Genomic DNA, 18,060 nt, shown 5'->3' on the forward strand with positions numbered 1-18,060 from the left:
TGTCGTGTACACATGGCCTGACATCAGCATCGACCGGCTCCGCACGGAGCGGCGCGAGCGGTTGACCTCGTTCATGCGGGAGCAAGGTCTGAGCCACCTGATTCTCACCGGGTTCGATCACATTCGGTACGCATCCGACTACCGTACGCAGATTATCGCGGAGGCGTTCGACTGGTTCGCCGCCGTGGTCGACGCCGACGGCGTCATCGAGCTCTTTGTCCCCTGGGTGGATGAGGAGGTCAAGCAGCCCGAGGCCGATCTGCCGTGGATCCGAGCGGTCCACCCCATCCCGTCGTGGGCGCCAGCGGTCGGGCACCCCGTCTACTGGACCGCGCACGTGGCCCAGGCACTTGCCGGTGCGAGCCGGGTGGGTCACGAGTTGATCGACCCGCAGGTCCTGGACGGGCTGCGGGCTGCCTCGCCCACCACCGGATTCGTTCCGGTCGGACATCTGCTGTATGAGCTGCGGATCGAAAAGACAGCAGAGGAGATCGCGCTGCTCGACGCCGCGAGCAAGGTCAACGCCCGCGCCGCGGAAGCTGCCCTGCACACGGCCGCCCCCGGTCTCGCCGATTTCGATGTCCTGGCAGCTGCTATGGCCTCCGCGCAGCGGGACGGAGCGGAGTTCCTGTCGCACTCGCTGTGTAACCACCGCCGCGGCAGCGGCACCTGGTTTGGCCAGGGAACCACCTTGCGTGAGGGCGATGCGTACTTCTTCGACATCGGTCTTTATGGCGCCCATGGCTATGCTTCCGACATCGCCCGCACCGGCTTCGTGGGGGAGCCTCCGAAGGCCGTCGCGGACGCGTACCGCACGCTGATCACGGCCCATCACATCGGTGAGGAGGCCGCGAAGCCGGGCGCGCGCGCCTCGGAGGTGGACGCGGCGGTCAACACCTATCTGGAGAGTCAGGGACTGCCGCGCACCCCGTATGCCATGGGCCACGGCGTGGGCCTGCGGGCCTGCGAACTGCCGACGATCTACCGTTCCCATCTCGTCGACCGCGACTTCGTCCTGCGGGAGGACAGCGTCATCTCCCTGGAACCGGAAACCGGCGTGTGGGTCGGCGACCAGTTCGTCCTGCTGAAGGTCGAGGACAACTACCACGTGCGCGGCGACGGCCTGCGCCGCCTGTCCGACGCCGGCTACGGCCTGGGGCTGACGTGAGCGCACACACTGGAGCGGCCCGGGAACTGCGGGTGGTGCTGGCCCAGCTCACACCCCACCCGGCAGACGTCGTTGCCAACCTCGCGCGCCTTGAGACCCTTGTCGGCGAGCATCCGCGGGCCGAACTGATGGTGTTCCCTGAGCTGTTCCTCACCGGCTACAACCTCGACGCCGTCCACGAACTGGCCCTCGACCCGCAAGGCGACGTGGTCGTGCAGGTACGGACGCTGGCGCGTCACTGGCGCACCGCCATCATCGTCGGCTTCGCCGAGATACACGGCGACAAGGTCGCCAACTCCCTGGCATGTATCGACAGCGACGGCAGTATGACAGGCGTCTACCGCAAGGCCCACCTGTTCGGCCGGGAACGAGACCACTTCACCGCCGGCGACCGGCTCCCTGTCGTCGAGCTCGCCGGGATCCGCGTGGGACCGATGATCTGCTTCGACATCGAATTCCCCGAACCGGCACGGACACTCGCCCTCGACGGCGCCCAGCTGCTGGTGAGCGTCGCGGCCAATATGGAGCCCTACGAGCCCGATCACCATCTCGCCTCCCGCGCCCGGGCCTTGGACAACCGACTGCCCCACATCTACGTGAACCGCACCGGGTGGGAGAGCCCGTTCGTGTTCACCGGCCACTCTCGCATCGTGGCCGCCGACGGCTCAGTCCGTCTGCAGCTGGGCGCCGACGAATGCGTGGCCTCGTCCTGCGTGACCATCGATGCCGGGACCAGCGAGCCGACCGACTACCTCAATCAGCTACGTCCCGACCTGTACGGCGGGCAGCTGCGGACAGCGTCAGGCTGACAGCCGACCCACGGGAGCACGTCATGATCCCCCCTCCACACGCACCACCCCACCCCTCGGACGAGGACCAGCTCGCCGCGCTCGGCTACGCACAGCAACTCAAACGCGAGCTGGGCTTTGGGACCAACTTCGCCCTCGGCTTCGCGTTCGTCTCACCGGTCGTGGGCCTGTACTCCATCGTCGGCGCGGGCATGTTCGCCAGCGGCCCCGCGTGGATCTGGGCCCTGCTGATCGCCCTGAGCGGGCAGATGCTGGTGGCCCTGGTGTTCGCCGAACTCGCCTCACAATTCCCCATCAGCGGCGGCATCTACCAATGGAGCAGACGCCTGGTCGGCCCCCGCTACGGATGGTTCTCCGGGTGGATCTACTCCTGGACACAGATCATCACCTTCACTTCCGTCAGCTACCTCGGCGGTTTCTGGATGGCCGCAGTCTTCGGCCGCCACCCGGACGCGACCGAGCAGCTCCTTTGGGGATTTGGTGTGCTGCTGCTGGTCAGCGCCATCAACCTGCTCGGGCAGAACCCCCTGAAGTACTCCGTCACCGTCGGTATCGCCGCCGAACTCATCGCCAGCATCGCCATCGGTCTGCTGCTCCTGCTGTTCTTCGCCGAGAACGACTGGTCGGTGCTCCTGCACGACCTCGGCGCGAGCCACAACTGGAACGGTTCCACCACAGAGGGGTTCCTCGCCGCCGTCGCCGTCGCCGGCTGGGCCTTCGTCGGCTTCGATGCCTGCTCCGCACTCTCGGAGGAGGTCATGGACCCGCGCCGGCACGTGCCCCGTGCCCTGCTGATGTCCCTCGTGGTCGTGGGCCTGGTCATCGTGATGAACGCCGTAGCGGTCATCCGGGCCCAGCAGGGCCTCACGGGACTGGTCCAGGTCCTCAGCGTCGACCCGCTCACCCCGCTGGTCACCGACGCCTTCGGAGCGTGGCTCAGCAAGCCGTTCCAAGCCGTGGTCCTGGCGTCCTTCCTGGCCTGCGCCATCGCCATCCAGACCACCGCCACCCGCATCCTGTTCTCCCTGAGCCGCGACCAGGCGCTCCCCTTGTCCCGCCATCTGCAGAAGGTGGCCCCCAATCAGGTCCCCGCCAACGCAGTACTCACCACCACCCTCATCGGCGCAGTGATCCTTTGCGTCGGGCTCAACGGCTCCGCCGTCAGCACCCTGATCGCCTTCACTTCCGGTGGCTTCTACGCGTCCTTCACCCTCGCGGTTGCAGCCGCTCTGTGGGCCCGGCTGCGAGGACGCTGGGACCCCAGCCTCGGCGCTTTCCACCTCCGTGGCTGGGGACTGCTCGTCAACGCGATCGCCGTGATATGGGTCTGCTTCGAGACTGTCAACATCGCCTGGCCCCGGCCCCAGCTTCTGGCCCCCAATGCCCCCTGGTACCTCGAGTGGGCCGTGCCCCTGATTGGCCTTGCCCTGACCCTCATCGGCGCCCTCTACCTGGTGCGCAACCCCCGCCCAGGTGTTCCCGTCTCCGCCGAGAAGCCTGACACCGCCGCAGCCGTCCCGCAGTAACCCCCTTCAGCCGACACCGCTGAACCGAGCCTGTCATGCCGCCATACCCGGCGAGCGTGACAGGCTCCTGCCGCCCGCCAGTGGCACCCAACCGCCTCGCGGTTGTCACCCGCAGCCGCGCCAACGATCCCACTCATGAGACACGAAAACCATGCCGCTCTTCACCACTCGCCGGAGCAAGGCCCGGTTGATGCCCGAACTTGATGATCAACCGCTCGGCAAAGTCCTCAAGCCGCTCCGCCAGCCACCGATGTCAGGAATGACCGACATCCAGGTGGGACTGCTGGCACAGTTGCCGAGTGCCTCGCACCGTGACTGGGACAGAAAGGCACACCGCGTCTCCGTCCTCGCCCAGTGCGTGATGGCATCCCAGCTGCCCGAAGCGTGGCTGGCCCACAACCCGCACGATGCCATCGCCATCGCCCTGCACGGATAGGCGGAATGCTTGCGCGCCGTGCGCCGTGCGCCGTGGCAGTATGCCGGCGGCGCAGGAAGTCCTGGACGCGTGCCACCGTGCCGCCGACGATCATCCGGCCGACCCCACCCCGTGGGTGGTGATTCTGGGAGGACTACGGCGCCTGCGCTGCTCCCGACAAGAGGTGTTCTGGGCATGGAACGAGGTACTGCGACGCGACCGCCGGCACCGCCAGGCATACCTGCAGATGCTGGGCTACCTGTCACCGGCGGAGTGCGGCAGCCACATGCAGATGATGGACTTCATCGAAACCACCCAGGCACGCATGCCGGCCACCGCTCCCATCAGCGGCCTGGAATTGACCGCTGCCACCCGCCAGTAGGTCAAGAATCTGCACATGGGCGGTCCGTCCGCCCTCCTGGCCAAAGACCAGTGGCACCAGCCGGCCGGAGCCTCCGCTCTCCAGCGTTCTCTCGACTGGCACCGCGATCCGGCGCGCCTGCACCACGTGGCCGCCTTCGCGGATCTGAACGTCCTCGCCTTCGCCCTCGTCGCCGCGCAAGGCGCCAACGAAGCCAATGACGTCTTCGCCACCCTGCGCGGTGTCGTGACCCCTTGGCCGTGGAATGCGCTGGGCGACCCGCTCATGGCCTACGAGCGCGCGACCAGGCGCGCCCCGCGCTGACCGCATCACGCCGAAGCGTCGACGATGCGGAGGTCTAGCCCCATGGGGCACCGGTGGCATATGGAGTCAGTCGGACACGGCTTCTGGCGAGGCTGTCCCAGTCGAGCCGCGTACGTGCATCCTTGTCGGCACGAGGAACGACTCTGTATCCGCGGCGTCCTCGATGGCTTTGATCAGCAGCTGGACTGCTTCTTTGCCTGTCGCGACCGGGTTGAGATCGACTGCCGTCACTGGAGGTCGGGCCTGACGGGCGGCCTCGCTGTCGCTGAGCGTCGCGACCTGCAGGTCGTGCGGCATGTCCAGCCCGAGAGACTGCGCGGCAAGGTGCACTCCCAGCGCCAACGAGTCCAGGGTGGTGAACACCGCATCGGGACGTTTCGGCCCGGTCAGGAAGTCCCGTGCGGCTTCATACCCGGCACCTTGGGTGAGACCGCCTGCTGCGGTCACGACCTGGGGCGTCATGGCACGGGTGGTGCACCAGACGTTGTATCCGTCGATGCAGTCCTGCACATATGAGGAATCCGCCTCGCTGGTCAGCAGGGCCGGCCGCTCGGCGCCTGCTTTCGCCATCAGGTCCAGAGCCTCCCGCACGGCCGCAGAGTGATCGTTGTCGACGTGCAGCCGGTCGGGATTCTCCAGATCTCGTCCCACCGTGACGACGGGCTTGCCCTCGGCATCCGCCAGGCGCAGGAGAGCATCGTGCGGCCGGGGGTCGACGACAATGGCACCGTCGAAGTCGACGGGTACGGACCGCTCGCTGCCCGTGGCCGGAGCCAGCACGAGCGCCCAGCCGCGGTGCAGCGCAGCGCCGGAGGCAGCGCTCATCAACTGCACGAAGAACTCGATGTCAACAGCCGAGCCCGGCGTGGACTCCGGCAAAGAGACCGACAGCATCAAGATGCCCGAGCGTCCCTTGGCCAGACTCCTGGCTGTACGGTGGGGCTGAAAGCCGAGTTGCTCGGCCACGTCCCGGACCCGTCGGCGGGTGGCTTCGGGCAGACGCCCGCGGTCATTGAGCGCATCGGAGACGGTCGTCAGTGACACCCCGGCCGCAGCCGCCACGTCCTTCATACTCACGCGTGATCTGGTCATCTTGCTGCGATTGTAAGCAGGCTGCACCGAATAGCAGAAGCGCTTCTCCTGAAAGCGGAACAATGACGCACGAGGGTGACCGGACCACTTGTGTCCCCGCCGTCGTGCTCTTGGCATGGTACGCCCCGGCCTTGGTATGTGGCCTCTTCCACGCTATGTACGTCACTCCGACCCCAATGAGAACCGCACCGATCAGCGGCACCGTCCACTGTCGGTACCACATAGCCCCGGGGCTGAGCGGTTCCGGCCGGCGCCAAGCGATGTGACCGTCTCGAACGACACCCAGGCCAGTGTCAGAGCATTGACGATCACTCCCCACCGGTCCAGGCGGAATGCGCCGAGAGCGGGATTCCACCGCCGCCGCGTACGGGCGTACAAAGCGGCGCCGGCAGCGAGGAGGACCGTCGTGTAGTGGCCGCGGGTGGTGAAGGCGATCAGCGTGCTGGCTGCTGATTCGTTGATGCCGATACACAAGATGGCCACGCCAAGGACGGCCGAGGCGATCACGGCATTGCGTGGCACCTGGCGGCTGGTGACCTTTCGTAGTCTTCCGGACAAGGGAAGCGCGCTGTCACGGCCCAGGGAGTACAACACCCGAGTTGCTGCCGTCTGAATCGCGATGGCGCATGCCAGGAATGACGTCACGACGACCTGGAAGGGCTTGGTGCCCCAGTCGCCGAAGGATCCCCTCACCACAGGCGTCGAAGGCGACGAAGCCCATCCCGCCACGGCGATCGCAGCAAGGAATCCGCTGGTTCCCGAACCTGTGGGGCTCGAATAATCGTCGCTCCTGGTCAAGAGGCATATCCGTACTCGTTGATCACGCCGCCGAGGATGCGAGTGCGCAGGACTCTGCGGCTGGTCGGCTCCAGGATCGGAGGTGGTCGCCCGTGAGCTTGGGGAGGTAGTTGGCATCATGTGGTCGAGGACTTCTCGGCGGAGAGTGCCAATCACTCGTTCGCAGTGGGCGTTGGCCTTCGGTGCGCGGACCGGAGTCTTGATGATCTCGATGTCCTCGGCCTGGAACACGGCGTCGAAGGCGTCGGTGTACTTGCTGTCTCGGTCTCGGATGAGGAAGCGGAGCGAGTCCATGCGGACGCCCAGGTCGGTGGCGAGGTTGCGGGCTTGCTGGGTGGCCCAGGCAGCGGTGGGGTGTGCGGTGACGCCGACGATGTGCAGGCGCCAGGTTTGGTACTCGAGGAAGACCAGGGCGTACAGGCGGTGCAGGCTGATGGTGTCGATGTGGAGGAAGTCGCAGGCGATCAAACTGGTGGCCCGTGCGGAGAGGAACCCGCGCCAGGTTGGGCCAGTGCGGCGGTGTACGTGCCAGAAACCTCATCCGTGCTGGTCACGGCAGGCGAGCGCTGCGGTGGGCCCGCCGGTCAACCGTGACCCTAGAGGCCCCCCGTTGCCGACCTAGCCTCCCCACACCAGCATTGTGGAGTGCTGCTGCGACTGCTCTACCTGACCTTGACGAGCATGCTCACCCTGATACGGCTCCTACCGAAGAGTGACCGCGACAAGGAGTCAGAGATTCTGGCGCTGCGCCAACTCGCCGTGCTGCAGCGACAAACCGATAAACCAAAGTTCACCTGGCCAGACCGCGCCCTGCTGGCCGCTCTCCTGCATCCCCTCCCCCGGGGACGTCTTCGCCAACTACCGCTGATCGTCACACCTGACACGGTGCTGCGATGGCACCGTGAGCTACTGCGCCACCGTCACGCGAAGGCATCCTGCCCCAAACGGCCCGGACGGCCCCGCACCGTACGTTCCATCCGCGCCCTGGTGTTGCGGCTCGCGCAGGAGAATTCCAGCTGGGGCTACCGGCGCATCCACGGCGAACTCGCCTCCCTCGGCATCAAGGTCGCCGCCAGCACCGTATGGAACATCCTCAAGGAGCACGGCATCGACCCCGCACCCGAACGGGACCACACCACGTGGGCGACGTTCCTTCGCTCCCAGGCCCGGGCCATCATCGCCGCAGACTTCTTCGAGACCAAGACCCTGACAGGGGCCAGGCTGTACGTCCTCGCGGTGATCGAGCACGCCACCCGCCGCGTGCGAGTCCTGGGCGCGACAGCACATCCCACCGCCGACTGGGTCACCCAGCTCGCCCGGAACATGACCATGGACCTCCAAAACGCAGGCATCAGAGCAAAGTTCCTGGTCCGGGACCGAGACATGCGCTATCCGCCACCCTTCGACACCGTCCTGCAAGCCGAGGGCATCAAGGTCGTTCAGACCGGTGTCCAGATGCCGCGCATGAACGCGATCATGGAGCGTTGGGTCCGGTCATGCCGGACCGAGTTCCTCGACCGCATCCTCATCTGGAACCAGACCCACCTCCTCCGCGCACTGCGCGAGTACGAGGCGTTCTATAACGAGCACAGACCCCACCGCACTCTCGCAAGCGCCGCACCGCTCCACCCACTTCCCGAACCTGTCACCGCCCCCGACCAGCTCGCCGATCTTCATGTGCATCGGCATGATCGCCTCGGCGGCATCCTGCACGAGTACCGGCATGCCGCATGACCTGCACGGATGGGATTTCCGGCAAGGGCAACGTTCCTCGCTGGGTGCCACGTCGTAACCGTCGGCCTCGCAACCGCCAAAGCCGCAGGCATTCTCCGCGGCAAAGCCGGTACCTCCGACATCGTCGACGCCACCGTCGTGACCATGGCCGCCGGCCTCGGCGCCATCGTCTGGACCTCGGACCCGGACGACATCCGCACCCTCATCGATGCCCAGGACATCAAGCCCGCCCCTGTCATCCGCACCGTCTAGGCGGTCTGCTCGACCGGTGCCGTGCGGAAGGCGGCTGCCTCGTGGTGGGCTTGCTGTTCGCGGAAGGAGCGGTCGAGGTGGTGCTGCAGCCGGACGTGGCGGAACTGGTAGACCGCGCCGGTCTGGCGCAGCACACCCCGGCCGTAGGCGTCGTCAAGGAACGCGGCAGTGTTCCAGGGGAGCCTGCCGGTCAGCGGCAGCCAGACACGGCACAGGACCAGCCACCGCCCCCAGGCGGTGAAGGACAGAGCGTAGGCCAGCGCGCCGCCCACGCCACTGACGACGCCATAGACCAGCGCGCTGCCCGCCCCCCACACCATCGGGCCGAAGAGGGGCTGGAGCAGGTCGACGACGAGTTGTCCGCCGACGCCGATGGTGAGGGCGAGCGCGGGCGCGAGGACGAGGATCTGGCGGCCCGCGGTCATGCGGTTCGAGGCCAGCAGGCGCGTCGGGGTGGCGGCGGAGGCGATGTCCAGGGGCGTCTCCAAGGTGGCCAGCATCCCGAAGACGAATCCGGCGCCGAGCCCGAAGATCAGGCCGAAGGTCAGCATGTCGATGAGGGTGTCCTTCAGCACCGCGGCATCCGTCATCGGCTGTCCGTAGTACAGCCAGTGATCGAGGGTGAGGGTGCAGGCGCATCCGGGGCCCACGAGGAAACCGCCCAGCAGGCTGCTCCCGAACCGGGCGGCGAAGGTGCGCCCCGGCCCGCGGCCGGTGCGTCTCGCGGTGCCGGGAAGTCGCAGTCGCACCCGGGCCGGCCCGAGAGGTTCGCGGCCGAAGGCGGTGACGACGCAGAACACGCACCCGAACGCGAGCCCCGTGATCGACCCCGTCAGCCCTGCCAGGAGCAGCGTCTCCCCGAGCGTCTGTGGCAAGAGGACCAGGCAGACGAGCAGTTCGGGAACGAAGACGCACAGCGCGGAGGTCGCCACGACGGTCAGGATGCGGGTGGCGAGCGGCAGCGAGGCACCGATCTGCCACCAGGCGAGGTCCTGCTGTTCGCGGCCGAGCCGGGCCAAGTGGTGGGCGAGGTAGCCGAGCCAGCGTTCGGCAAGCTCCGGGGCCGGGCCCTGCCCGGGGCTGCGGCGGCCGGGGACGCGCTCGGCGACGGGGCGCCGGTAGACGGACGGGACGAATCCGGCGAGGAGGTGCTCCTCCAGTGCACTCACGTCGGGGAAGCGCTCGGTGTCCAGGAGCTCCGCGGGGTTCCTGCGGGACGTCTCGCTGTACATGGTCCGGGCCAGACTGATCATGAGGGGCGTCCGCAGGACCGCGGCCAGCGGTACCTCCGCCGGGTCACGGTGGGCGTCCCGGCAGGCGAGGAGTTCCGCCAGGACGCCGTCCCAGACCGATCCGTCCTCCGTGCGGCTACCGCCGACGGGCTCCTCGCCCGGGCCGGTGCGGCGGGCGGCCGGGCGCGCCGTCAGGGGCAGGTAGGCGGCCAGGTCGTCGAGCGTGAGATCGGCGAGTCTGATGCCGGCGGCCCAGACCAGCGGGGCGCCCACGTCGTGGACGGCCTCGGTGAACTCGGCCTGGCGGCTGGTCAGGACGAGCGGCAGCGAGGTGGTGTTGAGCGTTTCGAGGGCTACCCGCCGCAAGCCCTCCGCGATCTCGTCGAAGCCGTCCAGGACCGGGAGGATGAGGTCTGCGTCGATCAGCGCGACGGCCAGGTTCGACCCGCCGGGCGCGCTTGCGGTGAGGTGGGGGTGGTCGCGTACCAGACGATCGACCAGCCAGTCCCGCAGCGCGACGGCTGTCGGGTCCCATGATCCGACGCTGAAGACGACCGGCACCCGGTCGGCGGGGGTCCGGGCCGCCAGGTGGTCCAGGACGAACCTGCCCATGAGGACCGACTTGCCCGAACCGGCCCGGCCGAGGATCACCAGCCGCCCGGAGGGGATCCGCCGGTACACCTCGGCCACGCTCCCCTCCCGGCTGGTCAGGTCCATGGGGCGCGGTGGAGCTCCCGGCAGGAGGCGCTGGACGGTCTCCGGACGGTCGGTGAGGGCCGGGGGCGCGGGGTGCCAGCGCACCGGCAGGGGGAACGGGTCGTGGATGCGGCGCTGCTCCACCTCCTGCCGCCAGCGCCGCCTGACCTCGTTCGCGAGTGCGTCAGCGGCGGCGATGATCTCCTCCCGCACCTGCGGGCGGACACCGGGGAGCTCGACACGCACGGGGGGCTCGACATGCGCGGAAGTCCCGGCGTGCACGGGTGTCTTGGCGTCCGTGGAGGTTTCGGAGTCCACGGGGGTCCTGGCGGCGTCACCGCCGCCCGCTTTGGTGAGCCCGGCGGTCAGCCGCCGGCGGTCCCCGGGGCCGACGTCCAGGGCGTCCGCCAGCAGGTTCAGCGTGCTGAGCCGGTGGTCGCGGGACTTCCCGGTCTCCAGACGGCGGATGGTGCTGACGCTCACCCCGGACCGTGCGGACAGCTCCTCCTGAGTCAGCCCGGCGCGGACCCGCAGCGGACGGAGCAACGTGCCGGGTTCGTCCATGATCTCCCAGTCTCCTCCCCCGCCAAGCACGCTGTTCGACGAGCTTAGCGGCGACCGGTCATAAATGACCGGCGCATGAGCTGTGCTCTGAACAGCTTCGATGGCATCGTCGCCGACTGGATCACCGTGCCGGGGACTGCCCGGCACCGAAGACGGCGGCCAAGTGGGCGGCCCTCTGCTGGAACTCGTGGCGGAGAATCCGATGGGAACCCGCGGCGGGAAACCACGGTGGGAATCCCGACCGGCCCAACCCGGGAGCGGCGGCAGGCGCATACGGGCCGTGGGCGCCGTCGTCCTGTAGCCGGTGATCACTGAGGCCGGCCGGCATCGAGAAGGGAAAATGAAATTGAGCATGTCCCAGGCCACCGGATCTCCCTCTCCGGATGGGAAGGAGGGACGGTCCGACGGCAGGCACAGGCGGTCCCTGGCGGGGCGTCGGTGGTGGGTGGTTTCCGGCGCCGCATCGTTGGGCTGCGTGCTGCTGACAGGTGTCACCCTGAACACCGCGCAGGCCGACGACGAGACACCGTCAAGCATCCTCCAGGCCGGTGCCGAGAAAGGCGTCTCCGACGGTTATCCGGGTGTGATCGGTCTGGTCCGCAGCGGTGACTCCACGGAGTACGTGCACGCGGGCGTCGGGAACGTCAGCACCAAGACGAACGCCGACCCGAAGGCGAAGTTCCGGATCGCCAGCAACACCAAGACGTTCACGGCCACCGTGCTCCTCCAGTTGGAGGGTGAAGGGAAACTGTCGCTGGACGACCCGGTTGCCAAGTGGCTGCCGGGCGCGGTCAACGCGAACGGTTACGACGGTTCGAAGATCACCATCCGCGAGCTGCTCAACCACACCTCGAGCCTGCCGGACTACGCGGCGGACGCGCAGCTCAGCAGCGCCTACTACAACAACGCCGAGCCCGACAAGGCGTGGGCGCCGCAGCAACTGGTGAACATCGCCCTGCGCCAGCACGCGCCGCAGTCCGCACCGGGTGAGAAGTTCGGCTACGCCAACACCAACTACATCCTGGCCGGCATGGTGATCAAGGCGGTCACCGGCAACGAACCCGGTGACGAGATCCAGAAGCGCATCATCGAACCGCTCGGCCTGAACAACACGAAATTCGCCACCGATTCCTCCATATCGGGTAACTACCTGCACGGTTACTCGTACTCGATCTTTTCCGGCATGCGCGACGTCACCGCGTCCAACATGCAGTTCTTCAGCACCGCCGGAGCCATCGTCTCCACCCTGGACGACATGGCCACGTTCCAGCGGGCACTCATGACCGGGAAGCTCCTCGCCCCGGAGCAGCTCAAGGAACTCAAGACCACGGTGCCCGAGAGCAGTGACGGCAGTACGGACATCACCGCGGGGCTGGGCATCGGCCGCGTCAAACTGTCCTGCGGCAAGGTCGCCTGGGGGCACACCGGTGCCGTGCTCGGCTACTACAGCGAGTGGCTGATCAGCGAGGACGGCAACACCGAGGTCATCCACGCGAACACCGAGGACCACATGCAGAGCGGCACGCGGGGACAGACCGACACCCATGCGGCCATGGAGAAGGCCTTCTGCGCCGCGTAGGCGATTTCTGACGAACGAACGGACGGACGGCCGTGCCGACGAGGGCACGGCCGTTTGTCAGCCGGTGGTCACCGAGGCCGGCCGGCGTCGAGAAGGGAAAATGAAATTGAGCATGTCCCAGGCCACCGGATCTCCCTCTCCGGGTGGGAAGGAGGGACGGTCCGACGGCAGGCACAGGCGGTCCCTGGCGGGGCGTCGGTGGTGGGTGGTTTCCGGCGCCGCGTCGTTGGGCTGCGTGCTGTTGACAGGTGTCACCCTGAACACCGCGCAGGCCGACGACGAGACACCGTCGAGCATCCTCCAGGCCGGTGCCGAGAAAGGCGTCTCCGACGGTTATCCGGGTGTGATCGGTCTGGTCCGCAGCGGTGACTCCACGGAGTACGTGCACGCGGGCGTCGGGAACGTCAGCACCAAGACGGACGCCGACCCGAAGGCGAGGTTCCGGATCGGCAGCAACACCAAGACGTTCACGGCCACCGTGCTTCTCCAGTTGGAGGGGGAAGGGAAACTGTCGCTGGACGACCCGGTTGCCAAGTGGCTGCCGGACGCGGTCAACGCGAACGGTTACGACGGTTCGAAGATCACCATCCGCGAGCTGCTCAACCACACATCGAGCCTGCCCGATTACTTCACCGACCTCGGGGTCGAAAGCGACTACTTCCTCAACACCGCTCCCGACAAGGCGTGGGCGCCGCAGCAGCTGGTGACCATCGCCCTGCGCCAGCACGCGCCGCAGTCCGCACCGGGTGAGAAGTTCGGCTACGCCAACACCAACTACATCCTGGCCGGCATGGTGATCAAGGCGGTCACCGGCAACGAACCCAGTGACGAGATCCAGAAGCGCATCATCGAGCCGCTCGGCCTGAACGACACGAAATTCCCCACCGATTCCGCCATGTCGGGGAACTACCTGCACGGTTACGTGCACCCGCTCGACATCGTCACGCGTGACGTCACGATCTCCAACGTGCAGATCGGCGGCACCGCCGGGGCCATCGTCTCCACCCTGGACGACATGGCCACGTTCCAGCGGGCACTCATGAACGGGAAGCTCCTCGCCCCGGAGCAGCTCAAGGAACTCAAGACCACGGTGCCGACGGGAAGTGCGGACAAGACCTGGGGGCTGGGCATCGCCCACATGAAGACGCCCTGCGGCACGTGGGCCTGGGGGCACAACGGTGCCGTGCTCGGTTACTTCAGTGAGTGGCTGATCAGCGACGACGGCAGCACACAGGTCGTCCACGCGAATAACGAATACCACATGCTGTCCCCCACCAAGGGGCAGACCGATAGTTATCAGGCCATGGGCAACGCCTTCTGCGCCGCGCAGTCGTAGACGTTTCCCGGACGGACGGACGGACGGCCGTGCCCGGCGAGGGCACGGCCATGCGTCAGAACCTATCGATGGCACTGTCGCCGACTGTCGTCCTGCCGGAAAGTTGCCCGGTACTGAGGAGCGTGGCTGTGAAGCGGAGAGCAACCGGCAGAGCCTGGGAGGCAGCGTCGGCGCATACGGGCTGTGGCCCTTGTGGGCTTTGACCGTCGGATCAGCCGACCGGACGGCGGAGCGTGAACCGGCACCAGCCGACGCACGAGATGCGTCACCGCAGGCGACACATGGAGTGGAAACACACGAGGAGAAGAGCAATGCCTGATTTGTCAGCAGTCGCCGACGGAAAGCACCTTGGCAAACTGCGCACCACCTACCGGCCGTACCAGCGGCCCCCGTGGTCGGAGCGGCCCGCCTCGGCCAAGGCGGGGACGCTGATAGGCGGGGGCATCTCCGCTGCCGCCGTGCTGCTTATCACCGTGGCGATCACCACGGCGGCACCGGTCGCCGGCGTGATCCTGATCGTCATTCTGGTGTGCGTAGCGCTGCTCGGCATCTCCCGCAGGCGCGGGGTGCAGGAGCGGATGCAGGGACGCGAACTGCACTTCTACGAGAACGGATTGGTGAACGTCGGAGTCGGGAACAAGGGCCCTGCGGCAATCCGCTGGGACGAGGCATCCGTCCTCCAGGACATCGTCCGCCACACCCGCAACGGCGCGCTCACCCACACGACGTACCTCTACACCCTCACCGCACCGGACGGCACACACACCAAGATCTCGGGCATCATCGGCGGCATCGGGGGGATGGAGCGCCCGGAGGAGTGGGGGCGGGCCATTCAGCAACTCGTCACCACAGCCCAGGTACCGCGCTCCACCGTCGCACTGGATCGCGGCGAGACGCTGTCCTTCGGAGACATCAGGGTGAGCCGGGACGGCATCGCCGCGAAGGGCAACTCGGTCGCCTGGTCCCAGCTCCAGGAGATCCGGGTGAAGGACGGCTACGTCTCCCTCCGGGTGGCGGGCAAGTGGCGGGCGCTGACCACCACCGCCGTCGCCAGCATCCCCAACTACTTCGTCTTCCTCGCCCTCGCGGAGCGCATGCGGGCCGCGGGCCGGCCCTGACGTCGCCCCGGGAGGGACGACGGACTCGACGTGAGGTCCGTGACGGCCTGGTGGTCGTCGGGGGTGAGCCGGGCATGGCGTTACGGGGTAGTCCGTTCTTCCGGGCCACCGATGGGCCGTCTGAGCGTTGCTTCTTCGGTGATCGCCCAGGAGGGCTGCGGTTCCGGGCGTCGGGCGCTTCGTCCATACCGTCTCATCCGTGCGACACCTTGCCGACGATCCCGTCCGATTCGTCGGGACCCCCATCGGCACCGCGAACGCCTGCTTGGTCGGCATTTCTGGCGCCGGGCAACACCGCCACTACGCCACCGTCTGCCTGCCGTGCACTCGGCCCCGTCACGGGCCCGCGTGCACGGGATCCACCGCCGAGCGCAGTCTTATCCAGCCGACGCAACCGGATCCTGGGCGCGACCGCGCACCCGACCTCTTCATGCGTAGCGCAGGCCGCCAAGGACCTGGCCATGGACCTCGAGGGCGCGGGCTACGTGAATACGAGACCCTCCACAACGAGCACAGACCCACCACACTCTCCCAGGCGCAGCACCACGCCCCCTACCCGAACCGATCACCGCCCCCAACTAGCCCACCAAGCTCCACATCCATCGACGCGACCGCCTCAGCGGCCTCCTCCACGAGTACCAGCATGCTGCGTGACCAGCAAGAACGAGGTTCTTGGCACCTACATCGCCACCGTCCAGGCATGGCCCGGCCATCCCGCCGGCCTTCCAGCCCAAGGACGACCGGACCGGAGCCTTGCCCCTCTTCCGGAGACCATCCATAACCCAGCCCAGCAGCCGTTTGGCACACTATTCGATGCGGTGAGCGCACCTGACGACTGTCTCGCTACGGCACCCCAGAGCCCGATAGGACGCTCACTCCCCGGGGGTGCCCCGTCTGCCGGCGGACGCGAAGGGGCATTACCTCGTCTTGACGCGGCAGGCACCTTGCGGCCGGGACACCCAAGCACCGGCTGCCTGCAGAAACACGCCGACCGAGGCCCTCAGCACATAGCTTTGCGGGTGCCGATAAACCATCCACGCAGGTCGGGAGCCTGATCACGATTTCCGGTTCTCCTTGACGTTCACCCCGGGGCCTTCACCTGCACAGAGCCCCGGCGGCATCTGATCTGTCGTGCTGTTGCGCCTGGCCCACCTCACCGCGACCAACGGCCGCCGTCCGAACCCGGGGGGAACGCGGCGCTGAGTAACTCCACGCGTTCCTCGGCCCGTAGCGCCAACGCGTCGGCGAGCCGTTGCACCGTGGCCATGCGCGGGTTGGTGCGCTCGCCGGTCTCCAACCCGCGGATGGTGCGCACCCCCACACCGGAGCGCCTCTCCAACTCCTCCTGGGTGATGCCCGCCTGGTTCCGCAGCCGTTGCAGCACCGCACCGAATCCCCTGGCCACAAGTCACGGCCCTTCCCCCCCCCGGAATCGCCTTTCCCAGCTCAGGGACTCCAGCGGGTCCGGCGGCCGGATATGGCCGGTTCAATGGCCTGTGCATGGTTCCTGCACAAGGCCAGCCTCGACGGCATCGACAGGGCCGACCGGAGCGACCGGTCCGCAGAAAGGGGGAACCGCCATGCCCACGACGACCGCACAGAACGGACGGCCGACGGTCACAGCCCTCACCGCGGAGGCAGGCGTCGGGTCCGGGACTGCGGGCGACCGCCCGCCAACGGCCGGGCCCTGTATCCCTACGCGACTCCGTATTCCGTGCTCGGCCCGCTGCGGCCTGGCGCGCCGGGCAGCCCGTGGATATCGGCCCGGTCCTCCAGCAGGCCGTCCTGGCGGCGCTAGCCCTAAGCCCGGACCGGTCGATCAGGCGGCAGGAACTGCTCGACGGCGTATGGGGGATGGACTCGCCCGGCGCGAACGTCGTACCGGTCTACGTCTACCGGCTGCGCAAGCTCCTGCGTAAACGAAGGATCACCCTGGCGCGGCGGAAGGCGGGCCGGCAACTGCGGTTCGGCCGATATGGCGAGGCGGTTGGTGAACTGTCCGCTCTCGCCCTGGAGCAACCGTTGAACAGACCGGTCGGCGTGCTGCTGCTGATGTGCGCGCTGCAGCGCAACGGGCTGCGGGCCGATGCGCTGGCGGTCTTCGACCGCGCCCGCAAGAGGCTCGCCGACGATCTCGGGGTGGCGCCGGACGAGTTGCTGCTTGAGGGCACGGCGCGCGGTGCTGCGTGGGGACAGCGTGCATCTCGGCCTCGTACAGAGGGTCGCGGCGTGATGGAAGGGGATTCCCCGCGACCGCGAGGACGAGTTGCTGCTGGCGAGGATCTCCGAGGCCGCCGGCCGGGAACGCCTCGGCAGGCGGTGCGCCACCTATCGGGCGGTACCGAGTCGGGCTTGCGCATCCGGCGGGCCCAGAGCGCCGATCCGCACGGTCACCTCGGTGCTTCAGCGCGCCGCGCCGTCCCCGCAGGGCGTCGCGCGGTCCTGTGCGCTCACCGATGTCGACGGCGAGCAGGTGGTGCTGCGCCGCGGCCGCTTCGGCCACCCGGAGGTACGGGAGGCGGAGATCCGTCGAGCCGTCATCGACGCCCAGGTGCCGAGGGCCCTGGCCGCTCTCGCTCAAGGGGCGCGACTCACGTACGGCCCTGTCTGGCTCACCGGGCAGGAGGTCGGCTCCGGAGAGCTGTCCACGCGGTGGCCGCTGATCCAGCGGATCGAGATCCGCAACAGCTCCATCGCCGTCCGCGTCGCCGGGCAATGGCAGGTGCTGGGGACCCTGGTGTCCGAGATCCCGAGCCTCTTCGTCCTCCACGCCCTCGCCGAGCATCTGGCAGGCATTCCCCCCGTGGGTGCCGAACCGAGTGACGGCGGAACGGGAAGAGGGGGTGTCACCTCGACACCCCTTGTTGCACAGCGATTTCATCGGATGCTCCTAGCATCCAACGTGACGTGGCCACGGCCATCGTGGACCGGAACGTGCTTCTGCTGCTGATCTCCGAAAAAAGGACGTACACATGCGCAGACGAAAAAGCTTTGGCGCGCTCGCCAGTGTGCTGGGTGTCTTCTTGGCCGTCACCGGCGCCACGGAGGCGGCGAGC

General features: G+C 67.8%; 16 protein-coding genes and 2 pseudogenes. 13 read left to right on the plus strand and 5 right to left on the minus strand.

Annotation, left to right across the window (positions count from 1 at the left end; translation table 11 throughout):
* Nucleotides 1–4 precede the first annotated feature (4 nt).
* The 6 genes from JK364_RS46805 to JK364_RS46830 all read left to right on the plus strand — a co-directional run bounded on the left by JK364_RS46805 (nt 5) and on the right by JK364_RS46830 (nt 4,603).
* A complete protein-coding gene (locus JK364_RS46805) occupies nt 5–1,168 on the plus strand; it encodes a M24 family metallopeptidase (protein WP_201857543.1) in 1,164 nt (387 codons plus the stop codon).
* Nucleotides 1,165–1,977, plus strand: a complete 813-nt coding sequence (locus tag JK364_RS46810; RefSeq protein WP_201857544.1) for a nitrilase-related carbon-nitrogen hydrolase — start codon at nt 1,165–1,167, stop codon at nt 1,975–1,977. The genes JK364_RS46805 and JK364_RS46810 overlap by 4 nt, the downstream gene beginning before the upstream one ends.
* Before the next feature lie 23 nt (nt 1,978–2,000).
* The gene (locus tag JK364_RS46815) at nt 2,001–3,503 is read left to right on the plus strand and encodes an amino acid permease (protein ID WP_201857545.1); all 1,503 of its coding nucleotides are present in this window, start codon (nt 2,001–2,003) and stop codon (nt 3,501–3,503) included.
* A gap of 151 nt (nt 3,504–3,654) precedes the next feature.
* The gene (locus tag JK364_RS46820; RefSeq protein WP_201857546.1) at nt 3,655–3,939 is read left to right on the plus strand and encodes a hypothetical protein; all 285 of its coding nucleotides are present in this window, start codon (nt 3,655–3,657) and stop codon (nt 3,937–3,939) included.
* A gap of 40 nt (nt 3,940–3,979) precedes the next feature.
* On the plus strand, nt 3,980–4,300 hold the full coding sequence (locus tag JK364_RS46825) for a hypothetical protein (protein ID WP_201857547.1): 321 nt from the start codon (nt 3,980–3,982) through the stop codon (nt 4,298–4,300).
* 15 nt (nt 4,301–4,315) lie between these two features.
* The gene (locus tag JK364_RS46830) at nt 4,316–4,603 is read left to right on the plus strand and encodes a hypothetical protein (RefSeq protein WP_201857548.1); all 288 of its coding nucleotides are present in this window, start codon (nt 4,316–4,318) and stop codon (nt 4,601–4,603) included.
* A gap of 66 nt (nt 4,604–4,669) precedes the next feature.
* On the opposite strand, the gene JK364_RS46835 is transcribed toward JK364_RS46830, so the two are convergent.
* From JK364_RS46835 to JK364_RS46845, 3 genes and pseudogenes are all read right to left on the minus strand, one after another.
* Entirely contained in the window at nt 4,670–5,758 is a 1,089-nt protein-coding gene (locus JK364_RS46835; RefSeq protein WP_201857549.1) for a LacI family DNA-binding transcriptional regulator, read from the minus strand.
* A 129-nt stretch (nt 5,759–5,887) separates the two neighbouring features.
* Complete coding sequence (locus JK364_RS46840) at nt 5,888–6,424, minus strand: amino acid permease (RefSeq protein ID WP_307841618.1); 537 nt, start codon at nt 6,422–6,424, stop codon at nt 5,888–5,890.
* A 65-nt stretch (nt 6,425–6,489) separates the two neighbouring features.
* Nucleotides 6,490–7,012: pseudogene (locus tag JK364_RS46845) on the minus strand (integrase); the annotation flags it as partial.
* A 126-nt stretch (nt 7,013–7,138) separates the two neighbouring features.
* On the opposite strand from JK364_RS46845, the gene JK364_RS46850 reads away from it, so the two are divergent.
* Nucleotides 7,139–8,227 (plus strand): integrase core domain-containing protein, encoded by a 1,089-nt coding sequence (locus tag JK364_RS46850; protein ID WP_201857551.1) that lies wholly within the window; start codon nt 7,139–7,141, stop codon nt 8,225–8,227.
* A gap of 9 nt (nt 8,228–8,236) precedes the next feature.
* The gene (locus tag JK364_RS46855) at nt 8,237–8,479 is read left to right on the plus strand and encodes a hypothetical protein (RefSeq protein WP_230993590.1); all 243 of its coding nucleotides are present in this window, start codon (nt 8,237–8,239) and stop codon (nt 8,477–8,479) included.
* Here JK364_RS46855 and JK364_RS46860 read toward each other — a convergent pair.
* Entirely contained in the window at nt 8,476–10,971 is a 2,496-nt protein-coding gene (locus JK364_RS46860) for a helix-turn-helix domain-containing protein (protein ID WP_201857552.1), read from the minus strand. The genes JK364_RS46855 and JK364_RS46860 overlap by 4 nt on opposite strands.
* A gap of 475 nt (nt 10,972–11,446) precedes the next feature.
* On the opposite strand from JK364_RS46860, the gene JK364_RS46865 reads away from it, so the two are divergent.
* The 3 genes from JK364_RS46865 to JK364_RS46875 all read left to right on the plus strand — a co-directional run bounded on the left by JK364_RS46865 (nt 11,447) and on the right by JK364_RS46875 (nt 15,004).
* Nucleotides 11,447–12,550 (plus strand): serine hydrolase domain-containing protein, encoded by a 1,104-nt coding sequence (locus tag JK364_RS46865; protein WP_307841615.1) that lies wholly within the window; start codon nt 11,447–11,449, stop codon nt 12,548–12,550.
* A 64-nt stretch (nt 12,551–12,614) separates the two neighbouring features.
* Entirely contained in the window at nt 12,615–13,886 is a 1,272-nt protein-coding gene (locus JK364_RS46870; RefSeq protein WP_307841616.1) for a serine hydrolase domain-containing protein, read from the plus strand.
* A 311-nt stretch (nt 13,887–14,197) separates the two neighbouring features.
* On the plus strand, nt 14,198–15,004 hold the full coding sequence (locus tag JK364_RS46875) for a DUF6585 family protein (protein ID WP_201857554.1): 807 nt from the start codon (nt 14,198–14,200) through the stop codon (nt 15,002–15,004).
* A 1,153-nt stretch (nt 15,005–16,157) separates the two neighbouring features.
* Here JK364_RS46875 and JK364_RS46880 read toward each other — a convergent pair.
* Nucleotides 16,158–16,409 (minus strand): helix-turn-helix transcriptional regulator, encoded by a 252-nt coding sequence (locus JK364_RS46880; protein ID WP_201857555.1) that lies wholly within the window; start codon nt 16,407–16,409, stop codon nt 16,158–16,160.
* Nucleotides 16,410–16,504: 95 nt separating this feature from the next.
* Here JK364_RS46880 and JK364_RS57810 point away from each other — a divergent pair.
* Both JK364_RS57810 and JK364_RS57815 read left to right on the plus strand, forming a co-directional pair.
* Nucleotides 16,505–17,104 (plus strand): annotated as a pseudogene (locus JK364_RS57810) (winged helix-turn-helix domain-containing protein); the annotation flags it as partial.
* A gap of 298 nt (nt 17,105–17,402) precedes the next feature.
* On the plus strand, nt 17,403–17,954 hold the full coding sequence (locus JK364_RS57815; RefSeq protein ID WP_201857556.1) for a DUF6585 family protein: 552 nt from the start codon (nt 17,403–17,405) through the stop codon (nt 17,952–17,954).
* The last annotated feature ends 106 nt before the right edge of the window (nt 17,955–18,060 follow it).

It is taken from the genome of Streptomyces endocoffeicus, from assembly GCF_016741935.1.
In the GTDB taxonomy this organism is placed as follows: Bacteria; Actinomycetota; Actinomycetes; order Streptomycetales; family Streptomycetaceae; genus Streptomyces; species Streptomyces endocoffeicus.